Below are 23,061 nucleotides of genomic sequence, written 5' to 3' on the forward strand. Positions count from 1 at the left end.
TAAATTTTCAGTAGGCTTGGCGCTACCGTGATCGGGTGCCCCGCCTGCCCGTTCTCCTCGCCGCCGTCGCGACGGTCGTGGCCGGGCTCGGCGTCCGGGTGCTGTGGGACGGGCCCGTGCCCAAATACGCCGGTGACGCGCTCTACACCGTGCTGATCTACGCGCTCGTCGTGCTGGCGCTGCCGCGGGTGCGGCCGTGGGTGGCCGCGACGGTGTCGGGCGGGCTGAGCTGGGCGATCGAGTTCGCCCAGCTCGGTGAGATCCCGGCAGTCCTGCGGCCATTGTTGGGCAGCACCTTCAACCCGCCCGACCTGCTCTGGTACGCCGTCGGCGCGGCCGCCGCGTGCGCCGCGCACACCCTGTGGGCCCGGCGCCGATCCCCCTGAGGGGTCAGTGGCAGCCGCCCGAGCCGCAGCACGACCCGGCCTGCGGCAGCAGCTCGCGGCCGCCGCCCAGCTCGTAGCCGGCCTCGACGACGGCCGACTCGATGACGGCCTGGTCGATCGGCGCGCTGCTGGTCACGACCATCTCCTTGGCCGCGAGGTCGACCTCGACGGCCTGGACCCCGTCGACCTTGCCGACCTCGGCCCGCACCGAGCTGACGCAGTGGCCACAGGTCATGCCCTCGACCTGGTACGCGGTGATCACCATGCCCGAACTCCTCTTCTCTAGGCTTCGCAGCCCACTCTATACCCCCCCAGGGTAAGGAGTGCATACTTCCCCGGTGTCCGGATAGGGGAGGCGAAAACGAAGGGACAGTCATGTTGAACGGCAAGACCATCGCGTTCCTGGTCGCCCCCGAAGGGGTCGAGCAGGTGGAGCTCACCGAGCCGTGGAAGGCGGTCAAGCAGGCGGGCGGCACGCCCCGGCTGGTCTCCACGTCCTCCGGGAAGATCCAGGCGTTCAACCATCTGGACAAGGCCGACACCTTCACCGTGGACGCCACGGTGGACGACGCCGACCCCGGCGACTTCGACGCCCTGCTGCTCCCCGGGGGCGTCGCCAACCCCGACTTCCTGCGCACGGTGCCGCAGGCCGTCCGGTTCGCGCGCGCCTTCTTCGACACCGGCAAGCCGGTGGCCGCCATCTGCCACGCCCCCTGGACGCTGGTCGAGGCGGACGTCGTGCGCGGGCGTACGCTCACGTCCTGGCCGAGCCTGCAGACCGACCTGCGCAACGCCGGCGCGACCTGGAAGGACCAGGAGGTCGTGGTCTGCACGGACGGCCCGAACACCCTGGTCACCAGCCGCAAACCGGACGACCTCAAGGCCTTCTGCCAGGCCGCCACGGACGCCTTCTCGGCCTAGCCCGGCACAACGGCCCGAGCCCGGGCCTGCGGCCGCGTCGGCCCGACCCGAGCCCGGCCCGAGCCCGGCCCGGGCCTGGCCCGAGGCCGCCTCGGCCCCTTGGTGGGGTCAGGCGCGCAGGAGGGCCTCGGCGACGCCGCGCACCGAGGCCCTGAGCCGGTCGGCGCCGCCCTCGGCCATCACGTGCCGGGCGAGGTCGGCGTCGAAGGAGGCCAGCAACGTGTGGGCGGCGAACTCGGCGTCGAGCCCGGGCGCCGCCGCCGCGACCAGCGCCGTCACGTGGGCGTGCCACCGCAGGTAGGTGGGGTCGCGGTATTTGTCGGCCGCGCAGGCCCGTTCGTGCGCGGCGAACAGCGCCAGGTTGCGCTCGGCCAGCCCGGCCAGCTCGTCCAGGAACGCGAGCAGCCGCTCCCGCGGCGGCGCCCCCGGCCCGAGCGGCGAGCCGGGCGTCTCGATGGCCTCGGCCAGGGCGGCGGCGCGCTCGGCCAGCAGCTCCTGGAACAGGCCGGTCCTGCTGCCGAAGCGGCGGAAGACCGTGCCCTTGCCCACCCCGGCCGCCGCGGCCACCCGGTCGAGCGAGATGTGCTCGGCGCCGTGGGCGTCCAGGAGCTCTTCGGCGGCCCGCAGGATCGCCTCCCGGTTGCGGGTGGCGTCTGATCGCACCAAGGCCCCTCCTTGCAAGCGGACTATCGGTCCCCATAGTATCCCGGCAACGAAGCGGACCGCCGGTCCGCATGATGGCGGGAGGATCTCGTATGCGCGCACTGGTGGTCGGCCCCGGGGCCGTGGGGCGGCTCGCCGACGTCCCCGAGCCCGTTCCGGGGGCCGGGCAGGCACTCGTCGAGGTGCGGCGGACGTCGGTCAACTTCAGCGAGCTGCGGCACATGGACCGCCTGCCGGAGGGCGTCGTGCTCGGCTACGACGCCGCCGGGGTGGTGCTGCGGCCCGCCGCCGACGGCACGGGCCCGGCCGAGGGCGCGCGGGTGGCGGCGTTCGGGGCGGGGGCGTGGGCGGAGCGGGCGGCGTTCGACACCGGCTCGCTCGCCGTGGTGCCCGACGGGGTGGACCTGGCGGTGGCCGCCGCCCTGCCGATGTCGGGCCTGTCCGCCCTGCGCTCTCTACGCGCCGCCGGCGTCTCCCTCGGATCGCGCGTGCTCGTGACGGGGGCGTCCGGCTCGGTCGGGACGCTGGCCGTGCGGCTCGCCAGGCTGGCCGGGGCCCACGTCGTCGCCTCGGTGAGCTCTCCGGCCCGCGCCAAGGCCCTCGGCCCGGACGTGGACGTCGTGACCGCCCTGGACGGCGTGGCCCCCGTGGACGTCGTGATCGAGCTGGTCGGCGGCCCGACCCTGGTGGCCGCCTGGGGCCTGCTCAAGCCGGGCGGCAACCTCCAGAGCGTCGGCTGGGCCGGTGGGCAGCCGGCCGTCTTCCCGCCCGGCTCCACCTTCTCCCTCGGCCCCGCCCGTTCGATGAACTCCTTCGGCGACGTCAGCTCCCCCGGCCCCGACCTGGCCTTCCTGCTCGGCCTCGTGGCCGCGGGCGACCTGACCGTCGAGATCGGCCGCCGCGTGCCATGGGACCGCCTGGACGAGGCCGCCGCGGCCCAGCTCGACCGCACGGTCACGGGGAAGGTCGTGCTCGACGTCGGCCCGGCGGGACACGCTCTCTCCTGACCACGACGAAACTCATCTGTCACGCCTTGTCCCTGGGGAAGAAATGGTCTAGACCTAGACCAAACAGAGCGTCCTCCGCGCCCCCCAGGGAGACCTCATGTCACTCGAAGAGGATTCCAGGCGACTCGCCGAGCTCGGCTACAAGCAGGAGCTGGCCCGGACCTGGAGCGGCTTCTCCAACTTCGCGATCTCCTTCTCCATCATCTCGATCCTCGCCGGCTGCTTCACGACCTTCGGGCAGGCCTGGAACAACGGCGGCCCCATCGCCATCTCGTGGGGCTGGCCGCTGATCTCCGCGTTCATCCTGATCATCGGTTTCTGCATGTCGGAGCTGGTCTCGGCGTTCCCGACGGCGGGCGGCATCTACTGGTGGGCCGCCACCATGGGCAAGCCGATCCACGGCTGGTTCACCGGCTGGCTCAACCTGATCGGCCTGATCGCGGTCACCGCGTCGGTCGACTACGGCTGCGCCACGTTCCTCAACATCACGATCAGCCGCCTGACCGGCGGCGCGTGGGAGGGGACGCTCCCCCAGGCGTTCCTGCTGTTCGTGATCATCCTCATCCTGCACGCGCTCATCAACATCTTCAGCCACCGGCTCATCTCGCTGCTGCAGAACATCAGCGTGTGGTGGCACGTCGCGGGCGCGGTCGTCATCGTGGCGATCCTGGTGTTCGCGCCGTCCGAGCACCAGTCGCTCGGCTTCGTGTTCGGCGGCACGATCAACAACTCCGGCTTCGGCGACGGCGACGGCGGCGTGCCCTTCTGGCTGTACGTGCTGCCGCTCGGCTTCCTGCTCACCCAGTACACGATCACCGGGTTCGACGCCTGCGCCCACGTGTCGGAGGAGACGCAGGGCGCGGCCAGGACGGCCGCCCGCGGCCTGTGGCAGTCGATCTTCTACTCGGCGATCGGCGGCTGGATCCTGCTGCTGGCGTTCCTGTTCGCCGCGACCAACGTGGACGAGATCAACAAGCAGTCCGGCTTCGTCGGCGCCATCTTCGAGACCGCGCTCTCCTCCCCGCTGGCCACCGCGATCTTCGCGATCTCCACGATCGGCCAGTTCTTCTGCGGGATGAGCTGCGTGACCTCGATGTCGCGCATGACGTACGCGTTCTCGCGCGACGGCGCGGTGCCCGGCTGGCGGCTGTGGTCGAAGGTGGACCGCAACCGCACCCCGGTCAACGCGATCCTGGCCGGTTGCCTGATCGCGGCCCTGATCACCCTGCCCGCCCTGTACGCCCCGGCCGGCTCGACGACCCCGGTCGCCTTCTACGCCGTCGTGTCGATCGCGGTCATCGGCCTCTACCTGGCGTTCCTCATCCCGATCTGGCTGCGCCTGCGCATGGGCGACGCCTTCCGTCCCGGCCCGTGGACGCTCGGCCGCAAGTACCGGGTGCTGGGCTGGATCGCCTGCGTCGAGATCGTCATCGTGTCGATCTACTTCGTCATGCCGTTCTCCCCGGCCGGCGTGCCAGGCAACAAGGACTTCACCTGGACGTCGGTCAACTACGCGCCGATCGCGGTCGGCGTCGTGCTGATCGGCATCTGGTTGTGGTGGAGCCTGTCGGCCAAGCACTGGTTCACCGGCCCGCGCCGCACGATCGACGAGGTGCCGATCTCCTGAGCACCCTGTGGGCGGGCACGGCCGATCCGGCCGTGCCCGCCCTTTCTGCTGCTTGACACCGCTTGGCTAAACGCTTTAGCTTTATAGCTATAATAGTTAGCCGAGAGGGGTTGGACATGACGGAGTTCCTGACGGTCGAGGGTGGACAGCTCGCCTACGAGGTGACCGGCGAAGGGCCGCTGATGGTGCTGGCGCACGGCATGGGCGTCGGGCGGCAGTCGTTCAGGTTCCTGGTGCCCGAGCTGGTGGCGGCGGGTTTCCGGGTGGCGACCCCCGACCTGCGCGGCCATGGCGAGTCCAGCCGCGACTGGCCCTCCTACACCCGCACCGACGTCGCGGGCGACCTGCTCGCGCTGGTCCGCCACCTGGGCGGCCCGGCGGTCCTGGTGGGCCACTCGTTCGCGGGCGGGGCCGTCACGATCGCCGCCGCGCAGGCGCCCGAGCTGGTCAGCGCCGTGGTGGAGATCGGCCCGTTCACCCGGGTGCAGAAGATCGACGGCGGCGGCCTGCTGCGCAACGCCCGCCATCGCAAGGGGGCCATGCTGCTGCTCGGCGCGGCGCTCCTGCGCAGCATCGGCCTGTGGAAGAAGTACCTCGACCACGCCATGCCGGGCGTCAGGCCCGCCGACCACGCGGAGCACATCGCGGCGCTCGAAGCCGACCTGCGCCGGCCCGGCCGGATGGCCGTGGTCTCCAAGATGGGCCAGGTGCCCCCCACCGACGCCGGCGCGCGGCTTCCCGACCTGACCCGCGACGTCCTGGTCGTGATGGGCACGCTCGACCCCGACTGGGCCGACCCGCGCGCCGAGGCGGAGGGCATCGTGGCCGCCATGCCCGCCGGGCGCGGCCGGATCGCCATGCTCGAGGGCGCGGGCCACTACCCGCACGCCCAGTTCCCGGCCCAGGTGGCCGCCGAGGTGCTGGCGTTCGTCAAGGGGCGCGTGCATGCCTAGGGCGGCGTTGTCCCAGGACACGGTCGTCGACCTGGCGGTGTGCCTGGTGGACGAGAACGGGCCCGAGTCCCTGACGCTCTCGGCGCTGGCGGCCCGCGCCGGGGTCGCGACGCCGTCGTTGTACAAGCACGTGCGCAACCTGGCCGAGCTGCGCGAGCTGCTGTCGGTGCGGATCGCCGACGAGATCACCGGCGAACTGGCCCAGGCGGTGCTGGGCCGTTCCCGCGACGAGGCCGTCGGCGCGCTCATGGACGCCTGGCGCGCCTACGTCACCCGCCACCCGCACCGCTACGCGATGGTCATCCAGCAGCCGCACCCCGGCATGCGGGCGTCGGGCGAGCGCCTGATGGGCATCATGCTCGCGGCGCTGCGCGGTTACGGGCTGGAAGGCTCCGACGCGATCCACGCGGCCCGCTGCCTGCGCGCGACGGCGCACGGGTTCGCGGTGCTGGAGGCGTCGGGCGCGTTCGGCCTGCCCGAGCGGCTCGACGACAGCTACGACCTGCTCAAGCACATGGTCGTGGCCGGGCTGACCACTCCCCGCTGAGCGGTCAGGACGCCTCGAAGGCGGCGGCCACGGCGGGCCGCACGTCCTGCATGGTGATGTCGCCCAGCTCGCGCTTGAGCGAGGTCATGTCCACGTCGGGCATGCCGCAGGCCACCGCCCAGTTCCAGGGCGTGAGGTCGCCGTCGACGTTGAGCGCGAACCCGTGGCTGGTGACGCCCCTGCTCTGGCGCATGCCGATCGAGATGATCTTGCGGCCGGTCGCGGACGTCCAGACGCCGGTCAGCAGCTCCGAGCCCGGCGGGGTGTCACGCCGCTCGGCGGGCAGGCCGAGCTTGCCCAGCGCCTCGACCAGGCGCAGCTCCACCTCCCGCACGTAGTCGACGATCCCTTCGTCCTCGCCGAGCTTGACGATGAGATAGCCCACGAGCTGGCCGGGGCCGTGGTAGGTGAGCTGCCCGCCGCGCCCGGTCTCCAGCACAGGGATGCCGCGCGCGGGGTCGGGCAGGTGCTCGGCGGGGGTGCGCCGGCCGACGGTGTAGACGGGCGGGTGGCTGAGCAGCCAGAGCGTGTCCGGCCGTTCGTCGCGCTGGCGCTGCCCGACGAGGTCGGTCATGCGCTCCATCGCCGTGTCGTAGTCGACCAGATCGTCCTGCAGAAGTGTCAGCGGCCTTGCCCTCATCCTTCGAGGATAAGACGCATCCCGGACACCAGCGCACGCAGCCCGAACTCGAAGTCGCCGTCAGGGTCCTCCACCGGCCGCGCGTCGAGCGGCACGGCCGGGCCGCGCTCGTCGATCGCCGAGCCGAGGGCGAACCTGCCGACCGCGATCAGCGCCCTGACCGCCTGCTCGCCGGTGAAACCCGCCTCGGTCAGCGGCCTGATGAGCGCCGGGAGCTCGGCCAGCCGGCGCGGCGTGGGCCGGGACCCGGCGTGCACGAGCGCGCCGTCCCGGTACGACAGCAGCGTGCCGCGGATCGCCCGGCCGCGGGACATGAGCCAGTTGTCCCATTCCTGACCCGGTTCGGGCACGTCGAGACGCCCCAGCGTGTCGGCGAGCATCTCCTCGGCCATCTCGTCGAGCAGCTCCTGCTTGTTCTTGAAGTGCCAGTAGAGGGCCGGCTGCTTCACGCCCAGCTCGTCGGCCAGCCTGCGGGTGGTCAGCCCGTCGATGCCCACCTCGTTGAGCAGCCGCAGGGCCGCGCGTACCGCCGTCCGCCGTTCCACGCTTGACAACTTATCAAAGATAAGGCTTTATCACTGATAAGCATTTATCGTTGATAAGGAGACGTGGATGGACGTCGTCATCGCCGGGGCCGGGCCGGTCGGGCTGATGCTGGCCTGCGAGCTGCGCCTGCGCGGCGTGCGCACGCTCGTGCTCGAACGGCTCGCCGCCCCCAGCGGCCTGTCCAGGGCGCTCAACCTGCACCCCCGCTCGGTCGACACCTTCGCCATGCGCGGGCTGCTCGACCGGCTCGGCGACGCGCCCCGCCTGGACCTGCAGCACTTCGCCGGCATGCGGGTGCTCGACCTGACGGCCACGCGGACCCCGCACCCGTACGGGCTGCTGGTCCCGCAGTCGCGGGTGGAGGAGATCCTGGAGGCGCGGGCGCTGGAACTGGGCGCGGAGATCGTCCGGGGCCGGGCGGTGACCGGCCTGACGCAGGACGGGTCGGGCGTGACGGTCGAGACCGGCGACGGCACGGCGTACCGGGCGGGCTGGCTCGTCGGCTGCGACGGCGGCCGGAGCACGGTGCGCAAGCTGGCCGGGATCGCCTTCCCCGGCACCCCCGCCACCCTGGCCGCCTACGTCGGCGACGTCACGGTGGCCGGCGGCACGCCGACCGGCTGGGTCCGCACCGGCCACGGCCTGTTCCAGTGGCCGTTCGTCCGGCCCGACGGCACGACCAGGATCCTGACCGTGGACCACGGCCGGGTGCACCCGGACAGGGACGCGCCCGTGACGATCGAGGAGTTCGCGGCCAGCGTGCGCCGGCACCTCGGGGACGCCGCCCCCGAGATCACCGGGGCGACCTGGCTGTCCCGCTTCTCCGACGCGGCCAGGCAGGCCGAGCACTACCGGGCCGGCCGGGTGTTCCTGGCCGGCGACGCGGCCCACGTGCACATGCCGTTCGGCGGCCAGGGGATGAACACCGGCCTCCAGGACGCCGTCAACCTGGCCTGGAAACTGGCCCTGGCGGTGCGCGGGACGGCCCCGGCCGGGCTGCTCGACAGCTACCACGCCGAACGGCATCCGGTGGCCGCCGCCGTGCTGGCCAACACCCTGCAACAGGTCGAGCTGGCCGCGCCGGACGCCGGGACGACCCGGCTGCGCGACCTGTTCGCCCAGCTCATGACCGTCCCCGAGGCCAACAGGATGCTGGCCGAGGACGTGAGCGCGGTGTCGGTGCGGTACGCGACGGGCCCGAACCCGCTCGTCGGCGCGTTCATGCCCGAGGGCCCGCGGCTGGACGACGGGCGCGGGCTGCTCGTGACCTCCGACCCGGCCCTGCTCGCCGCGGGGGCGCGCTGGGCCGATCGGGTGGACGTGCTGCCCGGCGACCGCGGGCTGCTGGTGCGGCCCGACGGTTACGTGGCCTGGGCCGAACCCTGCGCGGAGCCCGCCGAGGCGGCGCTCACGCGGTGGTTCGGCGAGCCGGCGGACGCGTCAGTGGGAGTAGCCCCTCGGCTCCTCCGGGACGAGGATCCACATGGCGACGTAGACCACCCAGAGCGGCCCGGGGATGAGCGACAGCAGCAGCCAGAGGATGCGGACGAGGGTCGGGGGCAGCCCCATCTTGTCGGCGAGCCCGCCGCAGACGCCGGCCAGAATCCTGTGCTCCCTTGAGCGGTACATGCTGTTCCTCCGTGTCGTGATGACCTACCGGTAAAACGGACAGCAGTGCCGCCGATATCCCGCTAGGGACCCTGAGAAAACCCTGTAAGGGTCAGCCACTCATGAGCCATGCCCAGATGTTCCCTGGTCAGTCCATGTCTGGGATCGACGTGGATCAACAGGAAATTCTCCAGACCCTGATCGACCCTGAGGTACTGCTCGTCCTGCGCCCACACCTGGTCGTCGAACCACACGAACGGCCGCCGACCGGCGTACGCGGCGACGTGCGGCGTCTTGAACATCTCGCCGTGCTCGGTACGGGTCCGCTCGGGGCCCATGGCGATGACCGGGAGCGTGGGCAGGCCGATCCTGGGAGAGATCCACTCGTTGGCGTGCTGCTCCCAGGTGGTGGCCCAGACCAGCTCGGCGCCGGTGGTCAGGGCCAGGTCGAGCAGCCGGCGGCCGTGGCGGGGGTTGAGGTGCACGGTGTAGACCTCGGTGCCGATCGTGCAGCGGTAGCGCCGGAAGTCGGGCGTCGGGCGGCCCATCGGGTTGAGCACGCCGTCGACGTCGAGCAGCAGCAGGGGCTTCACCTCGACGCTCCGGCCCGGTGCTCCTGAGGGCTGACGCCGCGTACGCGCTTGAAGGCCGCGCTGAGCGCGAACGGGCTGCCGTAGCCGACCTTCCTGGCCACCGAGCCGATCGTGGCGTCGGGCTCGCGCAGCAGGTCGGCGGCGAGCGCGAGCCGCCAGTCGGTGAGGAAGGACATCGGCGGCTCCCCCACCAGGTCGGTGAACCGCCTGGCCAGCGCCGCCCTGGAGACCCCCACCTCGGTGGCGAGGGCGGCGACCGTCCAGGGGTGGGCGGGGTTGTTGTGCAACATCCGCATCGCCCTGCCCACGATCGGGTCGCCCATCGCGCGGTACCAGGCGGGCGCCTCGTGCGTGGCGAACCATGACCGCAGCACGGCGATCAGCAGCAGGTCGAGCAGCCGGTCGAGCACCGCGGACTGGCCCGGGTCGTCCTTGACGATCTCGGCGCCGAGCAGCGCGATGACCGGCCCGCCGGGCTGCACGAGGAGCTGCGGCAGCGCGTCGAGCAGGCGCCTGCTGACCTCGCCCTCCAGCGTGTACGTGCCGGTGATCAGCACGGTGCCGCCCGCCGGGTCGTTGCCCCAGGTGCGCACGCCGAGGTCCATCGACTGGTACAGCGACTCGCCGTCGAGGGTGGTGCAGCGCTGGCCGGGGTGGATGACGATCTGCGGCGCGGTGCCGGGGGCGTCGGCCACCACGTACGGCTCCGGCCCCCGCAGGATGGCCACCTGCCCGGGTTCGAGGCGGGCCGGCTCGCCCTTGTCCGGCAGCACCCACGCCTCACCGGACACCAGGGCCACCAGCGTGAGCGGGGCCTCGTCCTGGATGCGCATCGACCACGGCGGGTCGAGGATGGACCGGAGCAGGAAGGCGCTCCGCGCTCTCGGTCCGTCGAGCAATGCCGCGAGCTGATCCATGGGCTAGACGATCGCATATGGCAACGCGCTTCTCAACCATGGAGAGTCTTATGGGTATGACGGCTTACTAGATGCATGACGATTTTGGTTCTGGGCGGAACCGGCAAGACCGGCCGCCGTGTCGCTGACCGGCTCACCTCTCTCGGCCTTCCCGTGCGGATCGGCTCCCGCTCGGCCACGCCGTCCTTCGACTGGGCGGACCGCTCCACCTGGGCCGCCGCGCTCGACGGCGTCGAGTCCGTGTACGTGGCCTACTACCCCGACCTGGCGTTGCCCGGCGCGTACGAGGACGTCCTGGAACTCACCCGGCTCGCCGCGGACGCCGGGGTGCGGCGGCTGGTGCTGCTGTCGGGCCGGGGCGAGCCGGGCGCCGAGGCGAGCGAGCGGACCGTGCGGGAGTCCGGCCTCGACTGGACGATCGTGCGCTGCGGCTGGTTCATGCAGAACTTCAGCGAGGGCTTCCTCCTCGACCAGGTCCTCGACGGCGTGCTGGCGATCCCGGTGGCCGACGTGCCCGAGCCGTTCGTGGACGCCGACGACATCGCCGACGTGGCCGTGGCCGCCCTCACCCAGGACGGCCACGCGGGCCGCCTGTACGAGCTCACCGGCCCGAGGCTGCTGACGTTCGCCGACGCGGCGGCCGAGCTGTCGAAGGCCACGGGCCGCACGATCACCTCCATCGAGGTCACGCCGGAGGAGTACGTGGCCGGGGCGGTGGCGGCGGGCGTGCCGAAGGAGGAGGCCGAGGGCCTGACCGGGCTGTTCACCGAGGTGCTGGACGGCCGTAACGCCCACGTGGCGGACGGCGTCCGGGAGGCGCTGGGCCGTCCGGCCCGCGACTTCGCCGACTACGCCAGGGCGAACGCCGCGGCGTGGGCCGGACGCTGAGGACGGGCCGGCCCTCCCCCGGCCTGCTCAACCTGCTGGGCGGGCAACTGCGCGGCCCCCGTTTCCGCTAACCTCACCCTGGTCACTCCCGTAACCGGAAGGTGTAGTCGTGATCGGCTGGCTCGAAGCGGTGGTGCTGGGGCTCATCCAGGGGCTCACGGAGTTCCTGCCGATCTCCTCCAGCGCCCACATCCGTGTGGTCTCGGCCTTCTTCGGCTGGCAGGACCCGGGGGCGGCCTTCACGGCGGTCATCCAGCTCGGCACCGAGGCCGCGGTGCTCATCTACTTCCGCAAGGAACTGTGGGAGATCATCTCCACCTGGGTCCGCTCGCTGTTCGACCGGGAGCTGCGCGGCCACTGGGCGGCCCGCATGGGCTGGTACGTCATCGTCGGCACGCTCCCGATCGGCGTGCTGGGCCTGGCGTTCAAGGACCAGATCGAGACCGTCTTCCGCGACCTGCGCGTGGTCGGCACGACGCTGATCGTCTTCGGCTGCATCCTGTGGTTCGCCGACCGCACCGCGCGCAACAAGCTGACGCTGGAGAAACACCTCAGCTTCACCCATGCCATCGTCTACGGCTTCGCGCAGGCGCTGGCCCTCATCCCGGGCGTCTCCCGCTCGGGCGGCACGATCACGGCCGGCCTGCTGCTCGACTACCGCCGCGAGGACGCCGCCAAGTACTCGTTCCTGCTGGCCATCCCCGCCGTGCTGGCCTCCGGGGCGTTCGAGCTGAAGGACATCGGCGAGGGGCAGGCCCCCGCGTGGGGGCCCACCATCCTGGCGACGCTGATCTCGTTCGCCGTCGGCTACGCGGCGGTGGCCTGGTTCCTGAAGTACATCAGCACCCACCGGTTCACCGCGTTCGTGATCTACCGCATCCTGCTCGGCTTCCTCGTCATCCTGGCGGTCACCGCGGGCTTGATCCCGGCCGCCTAGGCCGAGACGGTCGTCCGGTCGAGGGCGGGCGAGGGGTAGTAGGCCGCCCACGCCTCGTCGCCCATGCGCAGCACCTTCAGGCCGGTCCAGCCGAGGCCGGCGACGGGCAGGGCCCAGAACAGCACGGTCACGGGGCCGTACTCGATGGGGAAGGAGACGACGTACCCGACGAAGACCAGCAGCGGCACCCACCAGCCGACGAACCCGGCCCGCCACACGGCGACGACCAGCAGCGGCAGGCCCAGCACGGCGAAGAACATCCACGGCATCTGGAAGCCGAAGATCACCCCGGGCAGGTTCAGCATCTCGTCGAGGATCTTCTGCGCCTGCTCCGGCGGGTTGTGCCGGCCCAGCCACCACTCGACGGGGTCGATCATCAGCAGGGCCGACGTCGAGATGTAGCCGATGGCCGTCGCCGCCCCGGCGATGTGGCCGAGCACGGTGGCCTTGCGCCTGGTGAGGTGCACCAGGGCGACGGCCGCCAGGCCCATGAGCATCCAGCTCCAGTGGTAGAGCGCCGACTCCGCCTGGGCCAGCGCGGGGTTGTCGCCGTAGCTGACCGCCTCGCGGGAGTCGCCCCACGTGCCGGGGTCGATGACGACGGCCACGAACTGCAGGAGCGGGGCCGCGATGAGCAACGTGCCCGCCGCGACGCGGCGGAAGGTCACCTGGTTCCTGAACATGGCGGCGACGGTACGTGCCGCCGCCGCCACCCGTCGTCCGCCTGCGGGGCGACCGCAGGTCACCTCCGAGGCGGAGAAGATCAGACCGCCACCGGCGTGCGCGGGGTGGCGGGGGCCGGCTGCGCCCGGCGGCCGGGCAGGGCGAGCAGGACCAGGCCGAGCAGCGCCCACAGCGCCAGCACCCCGACCGGCGTCCACAGGGCGGCCCCGCCGAAGAACACCGTGTTGCGCACGGCCTCGGCGGCCGGGCCCACGGGCAGGACGCGGCCGACGGCGGCGTACCACTCGGGGATGTAACGGGCGCCGAGCGGCCCGCCGCTGGCCGGGAGCCCGATCGGGACGAACAGCAGCGCCGCCACCCCCACCCCCGGCGTGCCGATGACCTTGACCAGCCCGGCGACCACCAGGCCGACCGCCAGCGCGATGCCCGCCGAGACCGCCACCAGCGGGACGAAGCTGCCCGGCAGCGCGCCGAACACCACGTCGGCCAGCCACGCGACGGCCGTGCCCGTCACCAGCGCGCCCCCGGCCAGGACGCCCGTCCGCGCCGCCGCGCCCAGGCCCGGCGCGACCCGGGCGAGCAGCACGGCCAGCGCGATCCCCGGCAGGAGCACGCTGAGCACGTAGAACATGCCGGCGATGCCGCCGGCATCACCGGGCGGCAGCGGGACGGCGTCCTCGATCTCCAGGGTGCGGCCCTGCGCCTGCGCGGCCCCCTGGAAGGCGGCGGTGATCACCGTGGCGCCGGTGCGGCCGCCCGCGCTCGCCACCACCAGCCTGCCCTCCCCCGGGACGAGCACGGCGTCCACCTCCCGCTCCAGCAGCGCGGCCCGCGCGGCCTCGGCCGACCCGTACGGGCTCAGCGTGAACGCCCCCGGCCGCCGCCCGTCGATGCCGCTCTGGAGCTGCCGCACCTGCCCGGCGGGCGCGACGACGGCGACGGGCACGCCGTGCGGTTCCGGCGCGCGGAAGGCCCCGAGGAACGACCCGGCGAACACCATCCCCAGCAGCGCGACCCCGACCACGAGGCCAATGATCCTGCGCATTTTTCACCACCTGATGAGTTCATCGATGTTGAATTCGAGGGTAGATGAATTCCACGTGGTTGAATAGCCCCATGGCCGACGAACGCGGAAGACGACCGGGAAACCCGCAGACCAGGCAGGAGATCCTGGAGGCGGCGATGGAGTCCTTCGCCGCCCACGGCTACGGCGGCACCACGATCAGGGCCGTGGCGCGGGCCGCGGGCGTCGATCCGGCGCTGGTGATGCACTTCTTCGGCAACAAGGACGGCCTGTTCGAGGCCGCGATCAAGGCCAGCATGCCGGTCGCGCTGATGGTCGGCGCCCTCGACGGCGACGCGTCCGGCATCGGCGAGCGGCTGGTGACCCGCTACCTGGAGCTCTGGGAGGACCCGCGGCACGGCCCCCGGCTCTCGGCCGTGCTGCACGCGGCCGCCGCCACCCCGGCGACGGCCGCGCTGCTGAAGGAGCTGCTGGGCCGGGAGCTGCTGGCCCCGATCGCCCGCCGGCTGCCCGGCGCCCACCCCGAGGTCCGCGCGCTGCTGGCGGCCTCGCAGCTGCTCGGCCTGGCCATGATCCGCTACATGCTCCGGCTCGATCCGCTGGCCTCGCTGCCCGCCGGCCAGGTCGCGGCCCTGACCGCGCCCAACGTCCAGCGTTACCTGACGGGCACGCTCTCGCTCGACGAGATCGCCGCCGCCCGGGGGTAGGTCGCCAGGGTGAACAGCAGCGCCGCCACGCCGAGCCCGGTGGCCAGCACGACCACCCCGGCCCGGCCGTAGGCGTCCAGGGCCACGCCGCCCGCGATGCCGGCCGCGAACAGGCCGACGTACTGGGCGGACGACAGCAGGCCGAGCCCGATGGGCACGTTGTCCGGCACCGCGGCCACCGTCCTGAACTGCTGGGCCGGCGCGACCAGCCAGCCGAGCGCGCCCCACAGGAGCGCCCAGACCAGCGCGATGGGCAGGGCCAGGTTCGCGACGGGGATCAGGGCCAGGAAGACCGTGGAGGCGGCCAGGCCGATCAGCACCATCCTGCGCGGCCCGTAGGCGTCGGTGAGGCGCCCGCCGAGCTGGTTGCCCACGATGCCGCCGAGCCCCCACGCCCACAACACGGCCGGCAGCGGCAGGTCGAACAGCGACCCGATGTAGGTGTAGGCGGTGAACCCGGCGCCGAACATCAGCAGCTGGGTGACCAGCACCACCAGCACCCGCCGGTCGGCCAGCGGCGCGAAGCGCTCGCCGAGCCGTCCCGACACGGCGACCCGCACGTCCGGCACGAGCGCCGCCACCCCGGCGAAGCCGATCACGCCCAGCCCGACGACCAGCCACATCGTCGCCCGCCAGCCCGAGACCGAGCCCAGCCAGGTGCCCAGCGGCACGCCGACGGCCGAGGAGACGCTCAGCCCGCCCATCACCAGCGCCAGCGCCCGCCCGCGCCGCTCGGGCGAGGTCAGCGCGTTGGCCACGCCCGAGGCGGTCGGGGTGAACATCGCCGCCCCGGCCGCGGCCACCACCCGCGTGGCCATGACCAGCGGGTACGTCGGAGCCAGCGCGGTCAGCACGTTGCCCGCGACGAACACGGCCAGCGCCAGCAGCAGCAGCCGCTTGCGCGACAGCCGGGCGGTGAGCGCGGCCAGCAACGGGGACAGCAGCGCGTACGCCAGGGCGAACACGGTCATGAGCTGCCCGGCGGCGGACGTGGAGATCCCGAGGTCCGCGGAGATGGGGGTGAGCAGCCCGGCGGTGACGAACATGCCAGTACCGATGGCGAAATTTCCGGCAGCAAGGGGGTAGAGCCGGGAACTCATGGAACCTCCAGCCAATTAGTTGGACGGGCATCAAACTGTCATCACAGTTGGATAGTTGTCAAACAATCAGAGCGAGGTAGGGTGCCACCATGCGCCTGCTACCGCACCCCGCGAAGGAGGACATCCAGCTCACCGAGGTCCTGCGTGCGCTCGCCGACCCCGTCCGGCTGGAGATCGTGGTCCGCCTGGCCACCCTCGGCGAGATGACGTGCACCGCCGCGGGCGACCATCTCGGCGTCCACAAGTCGACGGCGTCCCACCACTACCGCTCGCTGCGCGAGGCCGGCGTGATCGTCTCCAAGCAGGAGGGCCGGCTCAAGTACATCAGCCTGCGCCGCGACGACCTCGACGCACGTTTCCCCGGCCTGCTCGACTCCGTGTTGTCGGCCTCGCATGCCCCCGCCTGACCGGCTGCCGATCCACGACGCGCTCCCCGAGCTGCTCGCCACGCTGGAGCGCCACAGCACGGCGGTGCTCACCGCGCCGCCCGGCACGGGCAAGACCACGGTCGTGCCCCTGGCGCTGGCCGAAACCGGGCTGCGGGTGCTGGTCGCCGAGCCCCGGCGGCTGGCCGTCCGGGCGGCGGCCCGGCGCATGGGCGTCAGCTACACGATCCGCGGCGAGCGGCACACCGGGGCCAACCCCATGGTCGAGGTCGTCACCACCGGCGTGCTGCTCCAGCGGCTCCAGCGCGACCAGGAGCTCGCCGGGGTCGACGCGGTCGTGCTCGACGAGTGCCACGAACGCCATCTCGACGCCGACACCGCCCTCGCGTTCCTGCTCGACGTGCGCGAGACGCTCCGCCCCGACCTGCGGCTGCTGGCCACCTCGGCCACCGCCGACGCGGCCCCCTGGTCACAGCTGATCGGCGGGCCCGTGGTGGCCGCCTCGGGGACGGCCCATCCCGTGGAGACCGTGTGGGCGCCGCCGGAGCGTCCGGTCGCGCCGCCCCACGGCCTGCGCGTCGATCCGGCGCTGCTGTCGCACGTGGCCTCGGTCGTCCGGCGGGCGTACGCCGAGCGCGACGGCGACGTGCTGTGCTTCCTGCCCGGTGTGGGGGAGATCGCCCGGGTCGCGGGGATGCTGGGCGACCTCGACGTGCTCCAGGTGCACGGTCAGGCGCCGGCCCGCGTCCAGGACGCCGTCCTGTCGCCCGGGGCCGGCCGCCGGGTCGTGCTGGCCACGTCGGTGGCCGAGTCGAGCCTGACGGTGCCGGGCGTCCGCGTGGTGGTGGACTCGGGGCTGGCTCGCGAACCCCGTACCGACCACGCCAGGGGGCTCGGCTCGCTCACCACGGTCCGGGTCTCGAAGGCGTCCGCCGACCAGCGGGCCGGCCGCGCCGGGCGGGAGGCCCCCGGGGCCGTGTACCGCTGCTGGACGGCGGCCGAGCACGAACGCCTGGCCGACCACGCGCGGCCGGAGATCGCGCTGGCCGACCTGACCGGGTTCGCCCTCCAGGCGGCCTGCTGGGGCGACGCGGACGCGGTCGGCCTCGCCCTCCTCGATCGGCCGCCGCCCGCCGCGATGGCGGCCGCCGTCCGCACCCTTGAGGCGCTGGGCGCGCTGGAGGCCGGCCGGGTGACCGGCCGCGGGCGGCGCATGGCGCTCGCCGGCGTGCATCCCCGCCTGGCCAGGGCCCTGCTCGACCTCGGCCCGCGGGCCGCCGAGGTGGTGGCGCTGCTGTCGGAGCAGCTGCCCAGGGACGCGGGCGACGACCTCGCGGAGGTCTGGCGTGCGGCCCGCGGCGGCGGCACCGGCTTCGCGGCCCGCTGGCGCCAGGAGACCAGGCGCCTCGCCCGCGCCTGCGGCCAGGGGCCGGACGTGCGCGAGGTGGGTGACGACGCGCTGGCCGGGATGGCGGTGGCGCTGGCGTTCCCGGAACGGGTGGCGCGGCGGCGCGGCGGCGGCTATCTCATGGCGTCCGGCACGCAGGCCCAGCTCGCCGAGGGCTCCAGGCTGTCCACCGCGCCGTGGCTGGCGATCGCCGTCGCCGACCGGCCCACGGGCTCGGCCTCGGCCCGGGTGCGCCAGGCCGTGGTGATCGACGAGGAGATCGCCAGGCTGGCCCTGCCCGTCACGGTCGAGGAGGAGGTCGCCTGGCGGGTGCCGCCGGGCGAGCGGCGCGGCGACGTGTCGGCCCGCGTGGTCGAGCGCCTGGGCGCGATCGAGCTGTCCGCCACGCCGCTCAAGGACGCCGACGTACGCCCCGCCATCCTGCACGGCCTGCGCACCGAAGACCTCCTGACCTGGACGAGACAGACGAAGGACCTCAAGGACCGCCTGACCTTCGCCCACCGCGCGATCGGCCCCCCGTGGCCCGCCACCGACGACCTGATCGCCCTGGCCGACCTGTGGCTGGAGCCGGAGCTGTCCAGGGCCCGCCGCCGCGCCGACGTCGAGCGCATCGACGTGGCCGCCGCCCTGCGCCGCCTGATCCCGTGGAGCGAGCGCCTGGAGAACGTGGCTCCCGAACGCGTCGAGGTGCCCAGCGGCTCGCAGATCAGGATCGACTACTCCGGCGAGCAGCCGGTGCTCGCGGTGAAGCTGCAGGAGCTGTTCGGCTGGGAGGAGACGCCGCGGATCGCCGGCGTCCCCTTGCTGGTCCACCTGCTGTCCCCGGCGGGCCGTCCGGTGGCGGTGACCGCCGACCTGGCCTCGTTCTGGCGCGAGGGCTACCGGTCCGTACGGGCCGAGATGAGGGGCCGCTACCCTAAGCATCCATGGCCGGAGGATCCGCTCACCGCGCCGCCGACCCGCCGCGTCAACCGGAGCAGACCTTGATCGACGAAGCCGTCCGCGACAACGCCGCCTGGTGCGACACGATGTGCCGGGCGCACGGCCGTCCCGGCGTCTTCGGGCCGCTCGCCTGGACCAACCCGGCCAGGACGCCCGTCCTGTACCCCGACGCCGTCACGCTCTCCCCCGACGCCGGGCCGGCCGACGTGCTCGGCCACATCGACGCGGGTTCGGGCGCCTCGGTCAAGGACAGCTTCGGCACGCTCGACCTGCCGGGCTTCGACGTGCTGTTCACCGCCCAGTGGATCGCCCGGCCCGCGCCCGGCGCGCCCGAGCGTCCCCTCCGGGCGGCCACCGGCGACCCGATCGTGTGGGAGGTGGCCGCCGACCCCAGGGCGCTGGAGGAGTGGGCGCAGGCGTGCTTCTCCGGCGGCGCGCCCGGCCTGTTCCCGCCCGCGCTGCTCGACGAGCCGCAGGTGCGGCTGGTGAGCGGCCGCATCGGGGCCGACGTGGTCTGCGGCGCGGCGCTCAGCGCGAGCGGCGCGGTGACGGGCGTCTCGAACGTCTTCGCCTCGGGCTGCGACGAGTCCGCCGCCTGGGAGGGCACGGTGGCGATGGCGGCCGAGCTGTTCCCCGGCCGCCCGCTGGTCGGCTACGAGAGCGACCCGTCGGCCGCTCTCGCCCACGGCTTCACCACCCTCGGCCCCCTGCGCATCCTGCTCAAGCCCTGACAGACCGGGCGCGGTCAGTCCGTCAGGTCGGCCACCGTCAAACCGGTGCGGACCGGATGGGTCACCTCGCCCACCCCCATATCCTTGAACCCGCTCGACGTGCCCACGCACACCACCGGCCCGTCGAAGTCCCGGCGCAGCTTCCGGTAGCCCGCCAGGCCCGCCGCCCCCGACAGCTCCTGCCATATGCCCTGCCGCGCCAGGTCCCGCTGGGCGGCGCGCATCTCGTCGTCCGTCACGAGCACCGCCTCGCCGCCGCTGTCGCGCACCGCCAGCACGCCCCGGTGGCCGCCGACCGACCCCGCGATCCCGTAGGCCCGGCTGGCCCCCAGCTCGACGACCGCCGCGGGTGAGCCCTCGGCCAGGGCCCGCGCGTTGGGGCCGCCCGCGGCCGGCTCGCAGGAGAACATCCGCGGCACGTCCCCGGACAGCCCGAGCAGCCGCAGCTCGGTGAAGCCCTTCCACATCCCGAACAGCAGCTCGGCGTACCCGGTGGGCGCGAAGACCGCCGCGGGCACCCGTCCGAGCTGGAGGAACAGCTCGTACGCGATCGTCTTGTAGCCCTCCGGGCCGAACGGGTGGCCGGTGTGGGTCACGGTCTGGTTGCTGACCGGGTGGTAGCCCAGCCGGTCCACGATCTCCCGCAGCAGCGGCCACCGCTCCTCCGCCGGCACGGAGAACACCTTGGCCCCGTACGCCCGCACGAACGCCTGCACGCCGGCCGGCGAGTCCGCCGAGGCCAGCACGATGGCCGGCAGCCCGGCGCGGGCGGCGTACGCGGCGGCCGAGGCGCCGTGGTTGCCGGACGAGGCCACCACCACCCCCGCCGCCCCCTCCGCCAGGGCCGCGCTGACCGCCACCCGGTTCAGCCGGTCCTTGTGCGACCAGGTCGGGTTCCGGGACTCGTCCTTGACGTAGATCCCGTCGAACTCCAGCAGCGGCGTCCCGCCCTCCCCCAGCGTCGGCGCCTCCAGGGACGGCAGCAGCGGCGACCACCGCGCGATGTCCGGCCCCGGCTCCTGGTCGAACAGCCCCTTGTCGACGCCCGCGTAGTCGTAGACGACCTCGACCGGATAGGCGATCTCGGCGGTGCTGGTGCGCGGGCAGCCCCTGGTGAGCGGCGGGGACAGCGGGAACTCGATCGAAGGGTCACCCAGCGAGCGCTGGCGGAGGGCAAGTGAGGATCCGTTCACGCGCATGGAGTTTATATGGCTATCATGGTGATATCACTTCGATAGCAAGGAGTCGCGATGGAACGTCGTGCTTTCCGGGTCAACGGATTCCTCGTCCTGCTTGTCCTCCTCCTGTTGGGCGGCGCGGCGCTGGTCTCGATCAAGACGCTCGGCATAGCCTGGATCGTGCTCTTCGCGCTCGTGGCCTCCGGCTTCACCGTGGTCAACCCCAACGAGGCCAAGGTCGTGCAGTTCCTCGGCCGCTACGTCGGCACGGTCAACGTGGCGGGCCTGCAGTGGGTGACGCCGTTCACCACCAAGCGCCGCATCAGCCTCCGGGTGCGCAACTTCGAGACCGCCAAGCTCAAGGTCAACGACGCCGACGGCAACCCGGTCGAGATCGCCGCGGTGGTGGTCTACAAGGTCACCGACACGGCCAAGGCCGCCTTCTCCGTCGACGACTACGAGGAGTACATCGCGATCCAGTCCGAGGCCGCCGTGCGCCACCTCGCGACCACCCACCCGTACGACTCGCACGAGCCCGAGCGCACCAGCCTGCGCGACGGCGCCGAGGTCGCCGGCGAGCTGACCGCCGAGCTGCGCGAGCGCACCGAGCTGGCCGGGATCGAGATCCTGGAGGCCCGCATCACCCACCTGGCCTACGCGCCGGAGATCGCCCAGGCCATGCTGGTGCGCCAGCAGGCCAGCCAGGTGGTGGCCGCCCGCACCAGGATCGTCGAGGGCGCGGTCGGCATGGTCCAGCTCGCGCTCGACCGGCTGGCCGCCGAGGGGGTCGTGGAGCTCGACGAGGAGCGCAAGGCCCAGATGGTCTCCAACCTCCTGGTCGTCCTGTGCGGCGACCGGGCGACCCAGCCGGTGGTGAACGCCGGCAGTCTGTATGCCTGAGCGGAAGAAGCTCCTCCTCCGCCTCGACCCGGCCGTCTACGACGCCATCGCCAAGTGGGCGGCCGACGACCTGCGCAGCATCAACGCGCAGATCGAGTTCGCGCTGCGGCTGGCGCTGAAGGAGGCCGGGCGCGAGCCCGGCAGGAGCTCTCGCAAGGAAGAGTGAAAACCTGCACACTCTAGACATGTTGTGGGCAGGCAGGACCGCCATCGAGATCGCGGCGGCCGTCCGGCGCGGCGACGTCACGGCCACGACCGTCGTGGCGGAGCACCTTCACCGCATCTCCGAGCGGGATTCCCGGGTGGGCGCCTTCCGGCTGGTCAGGAAGCAGGCGATGGACGAGGCGCGGGCCGTGGGCGACCGCCGCGACCTGGCCGACCTGCCGCTCGCCGGGGTTCCGGTGGCGGTCAAGGACAACCTGGAGGTGGCCGGCGAGCCCACCCGCGGCGGCTCGGCGGCCACGTCCGGCGCGCCCGCCCGGGAGGACCATCCGGCCGTGGCCCGCCTGCGCGCGGCGGGCGCGGTGATCGTCGGGCTGACCAACCTGCCGGAGCTGGGGCTGGTCGGCTTCGGCGACAGCCCGTACGGCGTCGTGCGCAACCCCTGGAACCTCGCCCGCACCGCCGGCGGCTCGTCCTCGGGCAGCGCGGCGGCGGTGGCGGCCGGGATGGTGCCGATCGCGCTCGGCAACGACGGCATGGGGTCGCTGCGCATCCCGGGCGCCTGCTGCGGCGTGCTGGCCGTCAAGCCGGGGACGGGCCTGGTCCCGCCGCCCGCCGACGACTGGGACGGGCTCACCGAGAACGGCCCCCTCGCCACGACCGCGGCCGACCTGTCGCTCGCGCTGTCCGTCCTGGCCGCCGACCCGGCGCTGGCCGAGGCGTGGCGTACCGGCCACCGGGTCGAGCCGAAGCCGCGCATGCTGCGCTCGGTCTGGGCCGACGACGACGAGGTGTGGGAGCCGCAACCGCCGCAGGACAGCCCGGAGCCGTTCGACCTGCGGGTGGCCTACGCCCCTCAGCCGTTGCCGCCGGGCCTGCCCGTGGACCGGGAGTTCCAGGCGGCGGTGCGAGCGGCCGCCGAGACGTTGCGGCACGCCGGGCACACCGTGGTCGAGCATCCGCACCGCCTGCCCGCCTGGCTCGGCCCCGCCGCCGTGGCCACCTGGCTCGGCCGGGCCGCAGCCGCCGCCGACGGTCTCGATCCGCACGGACTGGAACGCCGCACCCGCGCGCTGGCCCGCGCCGGCCGCGTGCTCACCAGGATCGGCCTGGACGGCCGGCGCGGCCGCGAACGCTGGAGCGGCTACGGCGCCGACACCTGGTTCGGCGACGCCGACGTGATGATCACGCCGGCGCTCGCCGCCCTGCCGCCGCGCGCCGACCGCTGGGGCGGGCGCGGCCTCCTGCCCAACCTGCTGGCCAACGTCAGGTACGCGCCCGCCACGGGCCCGTGGAACCTGTGCGGCTGGCCCGCGATGGCCGTGCCGGTCGCCACGCACTCCAGCGCGCTGCCGATCGGCGTGCAGCTCGTGGCGCCGCCGGGCGGCGAGCCGCACCTGCTGGCCCTGGCCGCCCAGCTCCAGGCGGCCCACCCGCCGCTACGCCCGCCCGGCTTCTCCTAGACGCCCTGCTTCTCCTAGACGCCCTGCTTCTCCTGGACGCCTGTTTCTTCTAGGCCGTGTTTCGAAAGATCACGACGTGGTTGGGCGTGTCGTTGATCGTTAAAAGAAGAGGTCTCCGGTAGTTGGTTCAACGACCAAGAAGA

The 23,061-nt window shown here is 73.0% G+C and carries 26 protein-coding genes and 1 pseudogene; 16 read left to right on the forward strand and 11 right to left on the reverse strand.

Going from position 1 to position 23,061, the window contains the following annotated elements:
* Positions 1-35: 35 nt before the first annotated feature.
* Positions 36-386 (forward strand): ribosomal maturation YjgA family protein, encoded by a 351-nt coding sequence (locus ACWEJ6_RS46205; protein ID WP_387679680.1) that lies wholly within the window; start codon positions 36-38, stop codon positions 384-386.
* 4 nt (positions 387-390) lie between these two features.
* On the opposite strand, the gene ACWEJ6_RS46210 is transcribed toward ACWEJ6_RS46205, so the two are convergent.
* On the reverse strand, positions 391-651 hold the full coding sequence (locus tag ACWEJ6_RS46210; RefSeq protein ID WP_352325934.1) for a heavy-metal-associated domain-containing protein: 261 nt from the start codon (positions 649-651) through the stop codon (positions 391-393).
* A 110-nt stretch (positions 652-761) separates the two neighbouring features.
* Between ACWEJ6_RS46210 and ACWEJ6_RS46215 the strand changes: the two genes are divergently transcribed.
* Positions 762-1,307: a type 1 glutamine amidotransferase domain-containing protein gene (locus tag ACWEJ6_RS46215; protein WP_452431729.1), complete on the forward strand. Its 546-nt coding sequence runs from the start codon at positions 762-764 to the stop codon at positions 1,305-1,307.
* A gap of 108 nt (positions 1,308-1,415) precedes the next feature.
* On the opposite strand, the gene ACWEJ6_RS46220 is transcribed toward ACWEJ6_RS46215, so the two are convergent.
* Positions 1,416-1,970 carry a TetR/AcrR family transcriptional regulator gene (locus ACWEJ6_RS46220; RefSeq protein ID WP_452431742.1) on the reverse strand — a complete coding sequence of 185 codons (555 nt, stop codon included), beginning with the start codon at positions 1,968-1,970 and terminating at the stop codon, positions 1,416-1,418.
* A gap of 92 nt (positions 1,971-2,062) precedes the next feature.
* Here ACWEJ6_RS46220 and ACWEJ6_RS46225 point away from each other — a divergent pair, with 92 nt between their 5' ends.
* From ACWEJ6_RS46225 to ACWEJ6_RS46240, 4 genes are all read left to right on the forward strand, one after another.
* Positions 2,063-2,977: a zinc-binding dehydrogenase gene (locus ACWEJ6_RS46225; RefSeq protein ID WP_452431730.1), complete on the forward strand. Its 915-nt coding sequence runs from the start codon at positions 2,063-2,065 to the stop codon at positions 2,975-2,977.
* A gap of 97 nt (positions 2,978-3,074) precedes the next feature.
* Positions 3,075-4,604, forward strand: a complete 1,530-nt coding sequence (locus ACWEJ6_RS46230; RefSeq protein WP_387679688.1) for an amino acid permease — start codon at positions 3,075-3,077, stop codon at positions 4,602-4,604.
* 116 nt (positions 4,605-4,720) lie between these two features.
* On the forward strand, positions 4,721-5,557 hold the full coding sequence (locus tag ACWEJ6_RS46235; RefSeq protein ID WP_452431731.1) for an alpha/beta fold hydrolase: 837 nt from the start codon (positions 4,721-4,723) through the stop codon (positions 5,555-5,557).
* A complete protein-coding gene (locus ACWEJ6_RS46240) occupies positions 5,550-6,104 on the forward strand; it encodes a TetR/AcrR family transcriptional regulator (protein ID WP_452431732.1) in 555 nt (184 codons plus the stop codon). The genes ACWEJ6_RS46235 and ACWEJ6_RS46240 overlap by 8 nt, the downstream gene beginning before the upstream one ends.
* A gap of 4 nt (positions 6,105-6,108) precedes the next feature.
* Here the strand turns inward: ACWEJ6_RS46240 and lipB are convergent, their stop codons facing one another.
* Complete coding sequence (gene lipB / locus ACWEJ6_RS46245; RefSeq protein ID WP_352355707.1) at positions 6,109-6,744, reverse strand: lipoyl(octanoyl) transferase LipB; 636 nt, start codon at positions 6,742-6,744, stop codon at positions 6,109-6,111.
* Positions 6,741-7,289, reverse strand: coding sequence for a TetR family transcriptional regulator (locus ACWEJ6_RS46250; protein ID WP_387679697.1), 549 nt, complete (start codon positions 7,287-7,289; stop codon positions 6,741-6,743). Before ACWEJ6_RS46250 ends, lipB begins: the two co-directional genes overlap by 4 nt.
* Before the next feature lie 67 nt (positions 7,290-7,356).
* Here ACWEJ6_RS46250 and ACWEJ6_RS46255 point away from each other — a divergent pair.
* A pseudogene (locus tag ACWEJ6_RS46255) lies at positions 7,357-8,709 on the forward strand (FAD-dependent monooxygenase); the annotation flags it as partial.
* A 21-nt stretch (positions 8,710-8,730) separates the two neighbouring features.
* Here ACWEJ6_RS46255 and ACWEJ6_RS46260 read toward each other — a convergent pair.
* From ACWEJ6_RS46260 to ACWEJ6_RS46270, 3 genes are all read right to left on the reverse strand, one after another.
* Entirely contained in the window at positions 8,731-8,919 is a 189-nt protein-coding gene (locus tag ACWEJ6_RS46260; protein WP_352325923.1) for a PspC domain-containing protein, read from the reverse strand.
* Positions 8,920-8,981: 62 nt separating this feature from the next.
* Positions 8,982-9,491 carry an HAD domain-containing protein gene (locus tag ACWEJ6_RS46265; protein ID WP_449912996.1) on the reverse strand — a complete coding sequence of 170 codons (510 nt, stop codon included), beginning with the start codon at positions 9,489-9,491 and terminating at the stop codon, positions 8,982-8,984.
* Positions 9,488-10,408 carry an AraC family transcriptional regulator gene (locus ACWEJ6_RS46270; RefSeq protein WP_452431733.1) on the reverse strand — a complete coding sequence of 307 codons (921 nt, stop codon included), beginning with the start codon at positions 10,406-10,408 and terminating at the stop codon, positions 9,488-9,490. The genes ACWEJ6_RS46265 and ACWEJ6_RS46270 overlap by 4 nt, the downstream gene beginning before the upstream one ends.
* Before the next feature lie 75 nt (positions 10,409-10,483).
* Here ACWEJ6_RS46270 and ACWEJ6_RS46275 point away from each other — a divergent pair, with 75 nt between their 5' ends.
* Together ACWEJ6_RS46275 and ACWEJ6_RS46280 are read left to right on the forward strand one after the other, a co-directional pair.
* The gene (locus tag ACWEJ6_RS46275; RefSeq protein WP_387679703.1) at positions 10,484-11,296 is read left to right on the forward strand and encodes an NmrA family NAD(P)-binding protein; all 813 of its coding nucleotides are present in this window, start codon (positions 10,484-10,486) and stop codon (positions 11,294-11,296) included.
* Between the two features lie 109 nt (positions 11,297-11,405).
* On the forward strand, positions 11,406-12,233 hold the full coding sequence (locus ACWEJ6_RS46280) for an undecaprenyl-diphosphate phosphatase (protein ID WP_364326734.1): 828 nt from the start codon (positions 11,406-11,408) through the stop codon (positions 12,231-12,233).
* On the opposite strand, the gene ACWEJ6_RS46285 is transcribed toward ACWEJ6_RS46280, so the two are convergent.
* Both ACWEJ6_RS46285 and ACWEJ6_RS46290 read right to left on the reverse strand, forming a co-directional pair.
* Positions 12,230-12,916, reverse strand: coding sequence for a hypothetical protein (locus ACWEJ6_RS46285; protein ID WP_452431734.1), 687 nt, complete (start codon positions 12,914-12,916; stop codon positions 12,230-12,232). The genes ACWEJ6_RS46280 and ACWEJ6_RS46285 overlap by 4 nt on opposite strands.
* Before the next feature lie 80 nt (positions 12,917-12,996).
* Entirely contained in the window at positions 12,997-13,962 is a 966-nt protein-coding gene (locus tag ACWEJ6_RS46290) for a hypothetical protein (protein ID WP_452431735.1), read from the reverse strand.
* A 71-nt stretch (positions 13,963-14,033) separates the two neighbouring features.
* On the opposite strand from ACWEJ6_RS46290, the gene ACWEJ6_RS46295 reads away from it, so the two are divergent.
* Positions 14,034-14,648 (forward strand): TetR/AcrR family transcriptional regulator, encoded by a 615-nt coding sequence (locus tag ACWEJ6_RS46295; RefSeq protein WP_452431736.1) that lies wholly within the window; start codon positions 14,034-14,036, stop codon positions 14,646-14,648.
* On the opposite strand, the gene ACWEJ6_RS46300 is transcribed toward ACWEJ6_RS46295, so the two are convergent.
* Positions 14,597-15,748, reverse strand: coding sequence for an MFS transporter (locus ACWEJ6_RS46300; protein ID WP_358289670.1), 1,152 nt, complete (start codon positions 15,746-15,748; stop codon positions 14,597-14,599). The two genes, ACWEJ6_RS46295 and ACWEJ6_RS46300, sit on opposite strands and share 52 nt — an antisense overlap.
* 89 nt (positions 15,749-15,837) lie before the next feature.
* Between ACWEJ6_RS46300 and ACWEJ6_RS46305 the strand changes: the two genes are divergently transcribed.
* From ACWEJ6_RS46305 to ACWEJ6_RS46315, 3 genes are read left to right on the forward strand one after another with little or no spacing between them, the layout of a single operon-like run.
* Positions 15,838-16,155 carry an ArsR/SmtB family transcription factor gene (locus tag ACWEJ6_RS46305; RefSeq protein ID WP_452431737.1) on the forward strand — a complete coding sequence of 106 codons (318 nt, stop codon included), beginning with the start codon at positions 15,838-15,840 and terminating at the stop codon, positions 16,153-16,155.
* Positions 16,142-18,529, forward strand: coding sequence for an ATP-dependent helicase HrpB (gene hrpB / locus ACWEJ6_RS46310; RefSeq protein ID WP_452431738.1), 2,388 nt, complete (start codon positions 16,142-16,144; stop codon positions 18,527-18,529). Before ACWEJ6_RS46305 ends, hrpB begins: the two co-directional genes overlap by 14 nt.
* On the forward strand, positions 18,526-19,215 hold the full coding sequence (locus ACWEJ6_RS46315) for a hypothetical protein (RefSeq protein ID WP_452431739.1): 690 nt from the start codon (positions 18,526-18,528) through the stop codon (positions 19,213-19,215). Before hrpB ends, ACWEJ6_RS46315 begins: the two co-directional genes overlap by 4 nt.
* A gap of 14 nt (positions 19,216-19,229) precedes the next feature.
* On the opposite strand, the gene ACWEJ6_RS46320 is transcribed toward ACWEJ6_RS46315, so the two are convergent.
* The gene (locus ACWEJ6_RS46320; RefSeq protein ID WP_452431740.1) at positions 19,230-20,408 is read right to left on the reverse strand and encodes a threonine synthase; all 1,179 of its coding nucleotides are present in this window, start codon (positions 20,406-20,408) and stop codon (positions 19,230-19,232) included.
* Positions 20,409-20,465: 57 nt separating this feature from the next.
* Between ACWEJ6_RS46320 and ACWEJ6_RS46325 the strand changes: the two genes are divergently transcribed.
* The 3 genes from ACWEJ6_RS46325 to ACWEJ6_RS46335 are packed head-to-tail and all read left to right on the forward strand — an operon-like array spanning position 20,466 to position 22,918.
* Positions 20,466-21,293 (forward strand): SPFH domain-containing protein, encoded by an 828-nt coding sequence (locus ACWEJ6_RS46325; RefSeq protein ID WP_358289681.1) that lies wholly within the window; start codon positions 20,466-20,468, stop codon positions 21,291-21,293.
* Positions 21,286-21,459: a hypothetical protein gene (locus ACWEJ6_RS46330; RefSeq protein ID WP_357706347.1), complete on the forward strand. Its 174-nt coding sequence runs from the start codon at positions 21,286-21,288 to the stop codon at positions 21,457-21,459. Before ACWEJ6_RS46325 ends, ACWEJ6_RS46330 begins: the two co-directional genes overlap by 8 nt.
* A 19-nt stretch (positions 21,460-21,478) precedes the next feature.
* The gene (locus tag ACWEJ6_RS46335) at positions 21,479-22,918 is read left to right on the forward strand and encodes an amidase (protein ID WP_452431741.1); all 1,440 of its coding nucleotides are present in this window, start codon (positions 21,479-21,481) and stop codon (positions 22,916-22,918) included.
* Positions 22,919-23,061: the final 143 nt, after the last annotated feature.

The sequence above is a fragment of the Nonomuraea sp. NPDC004702 genome, from assembly GCF_053601695.1.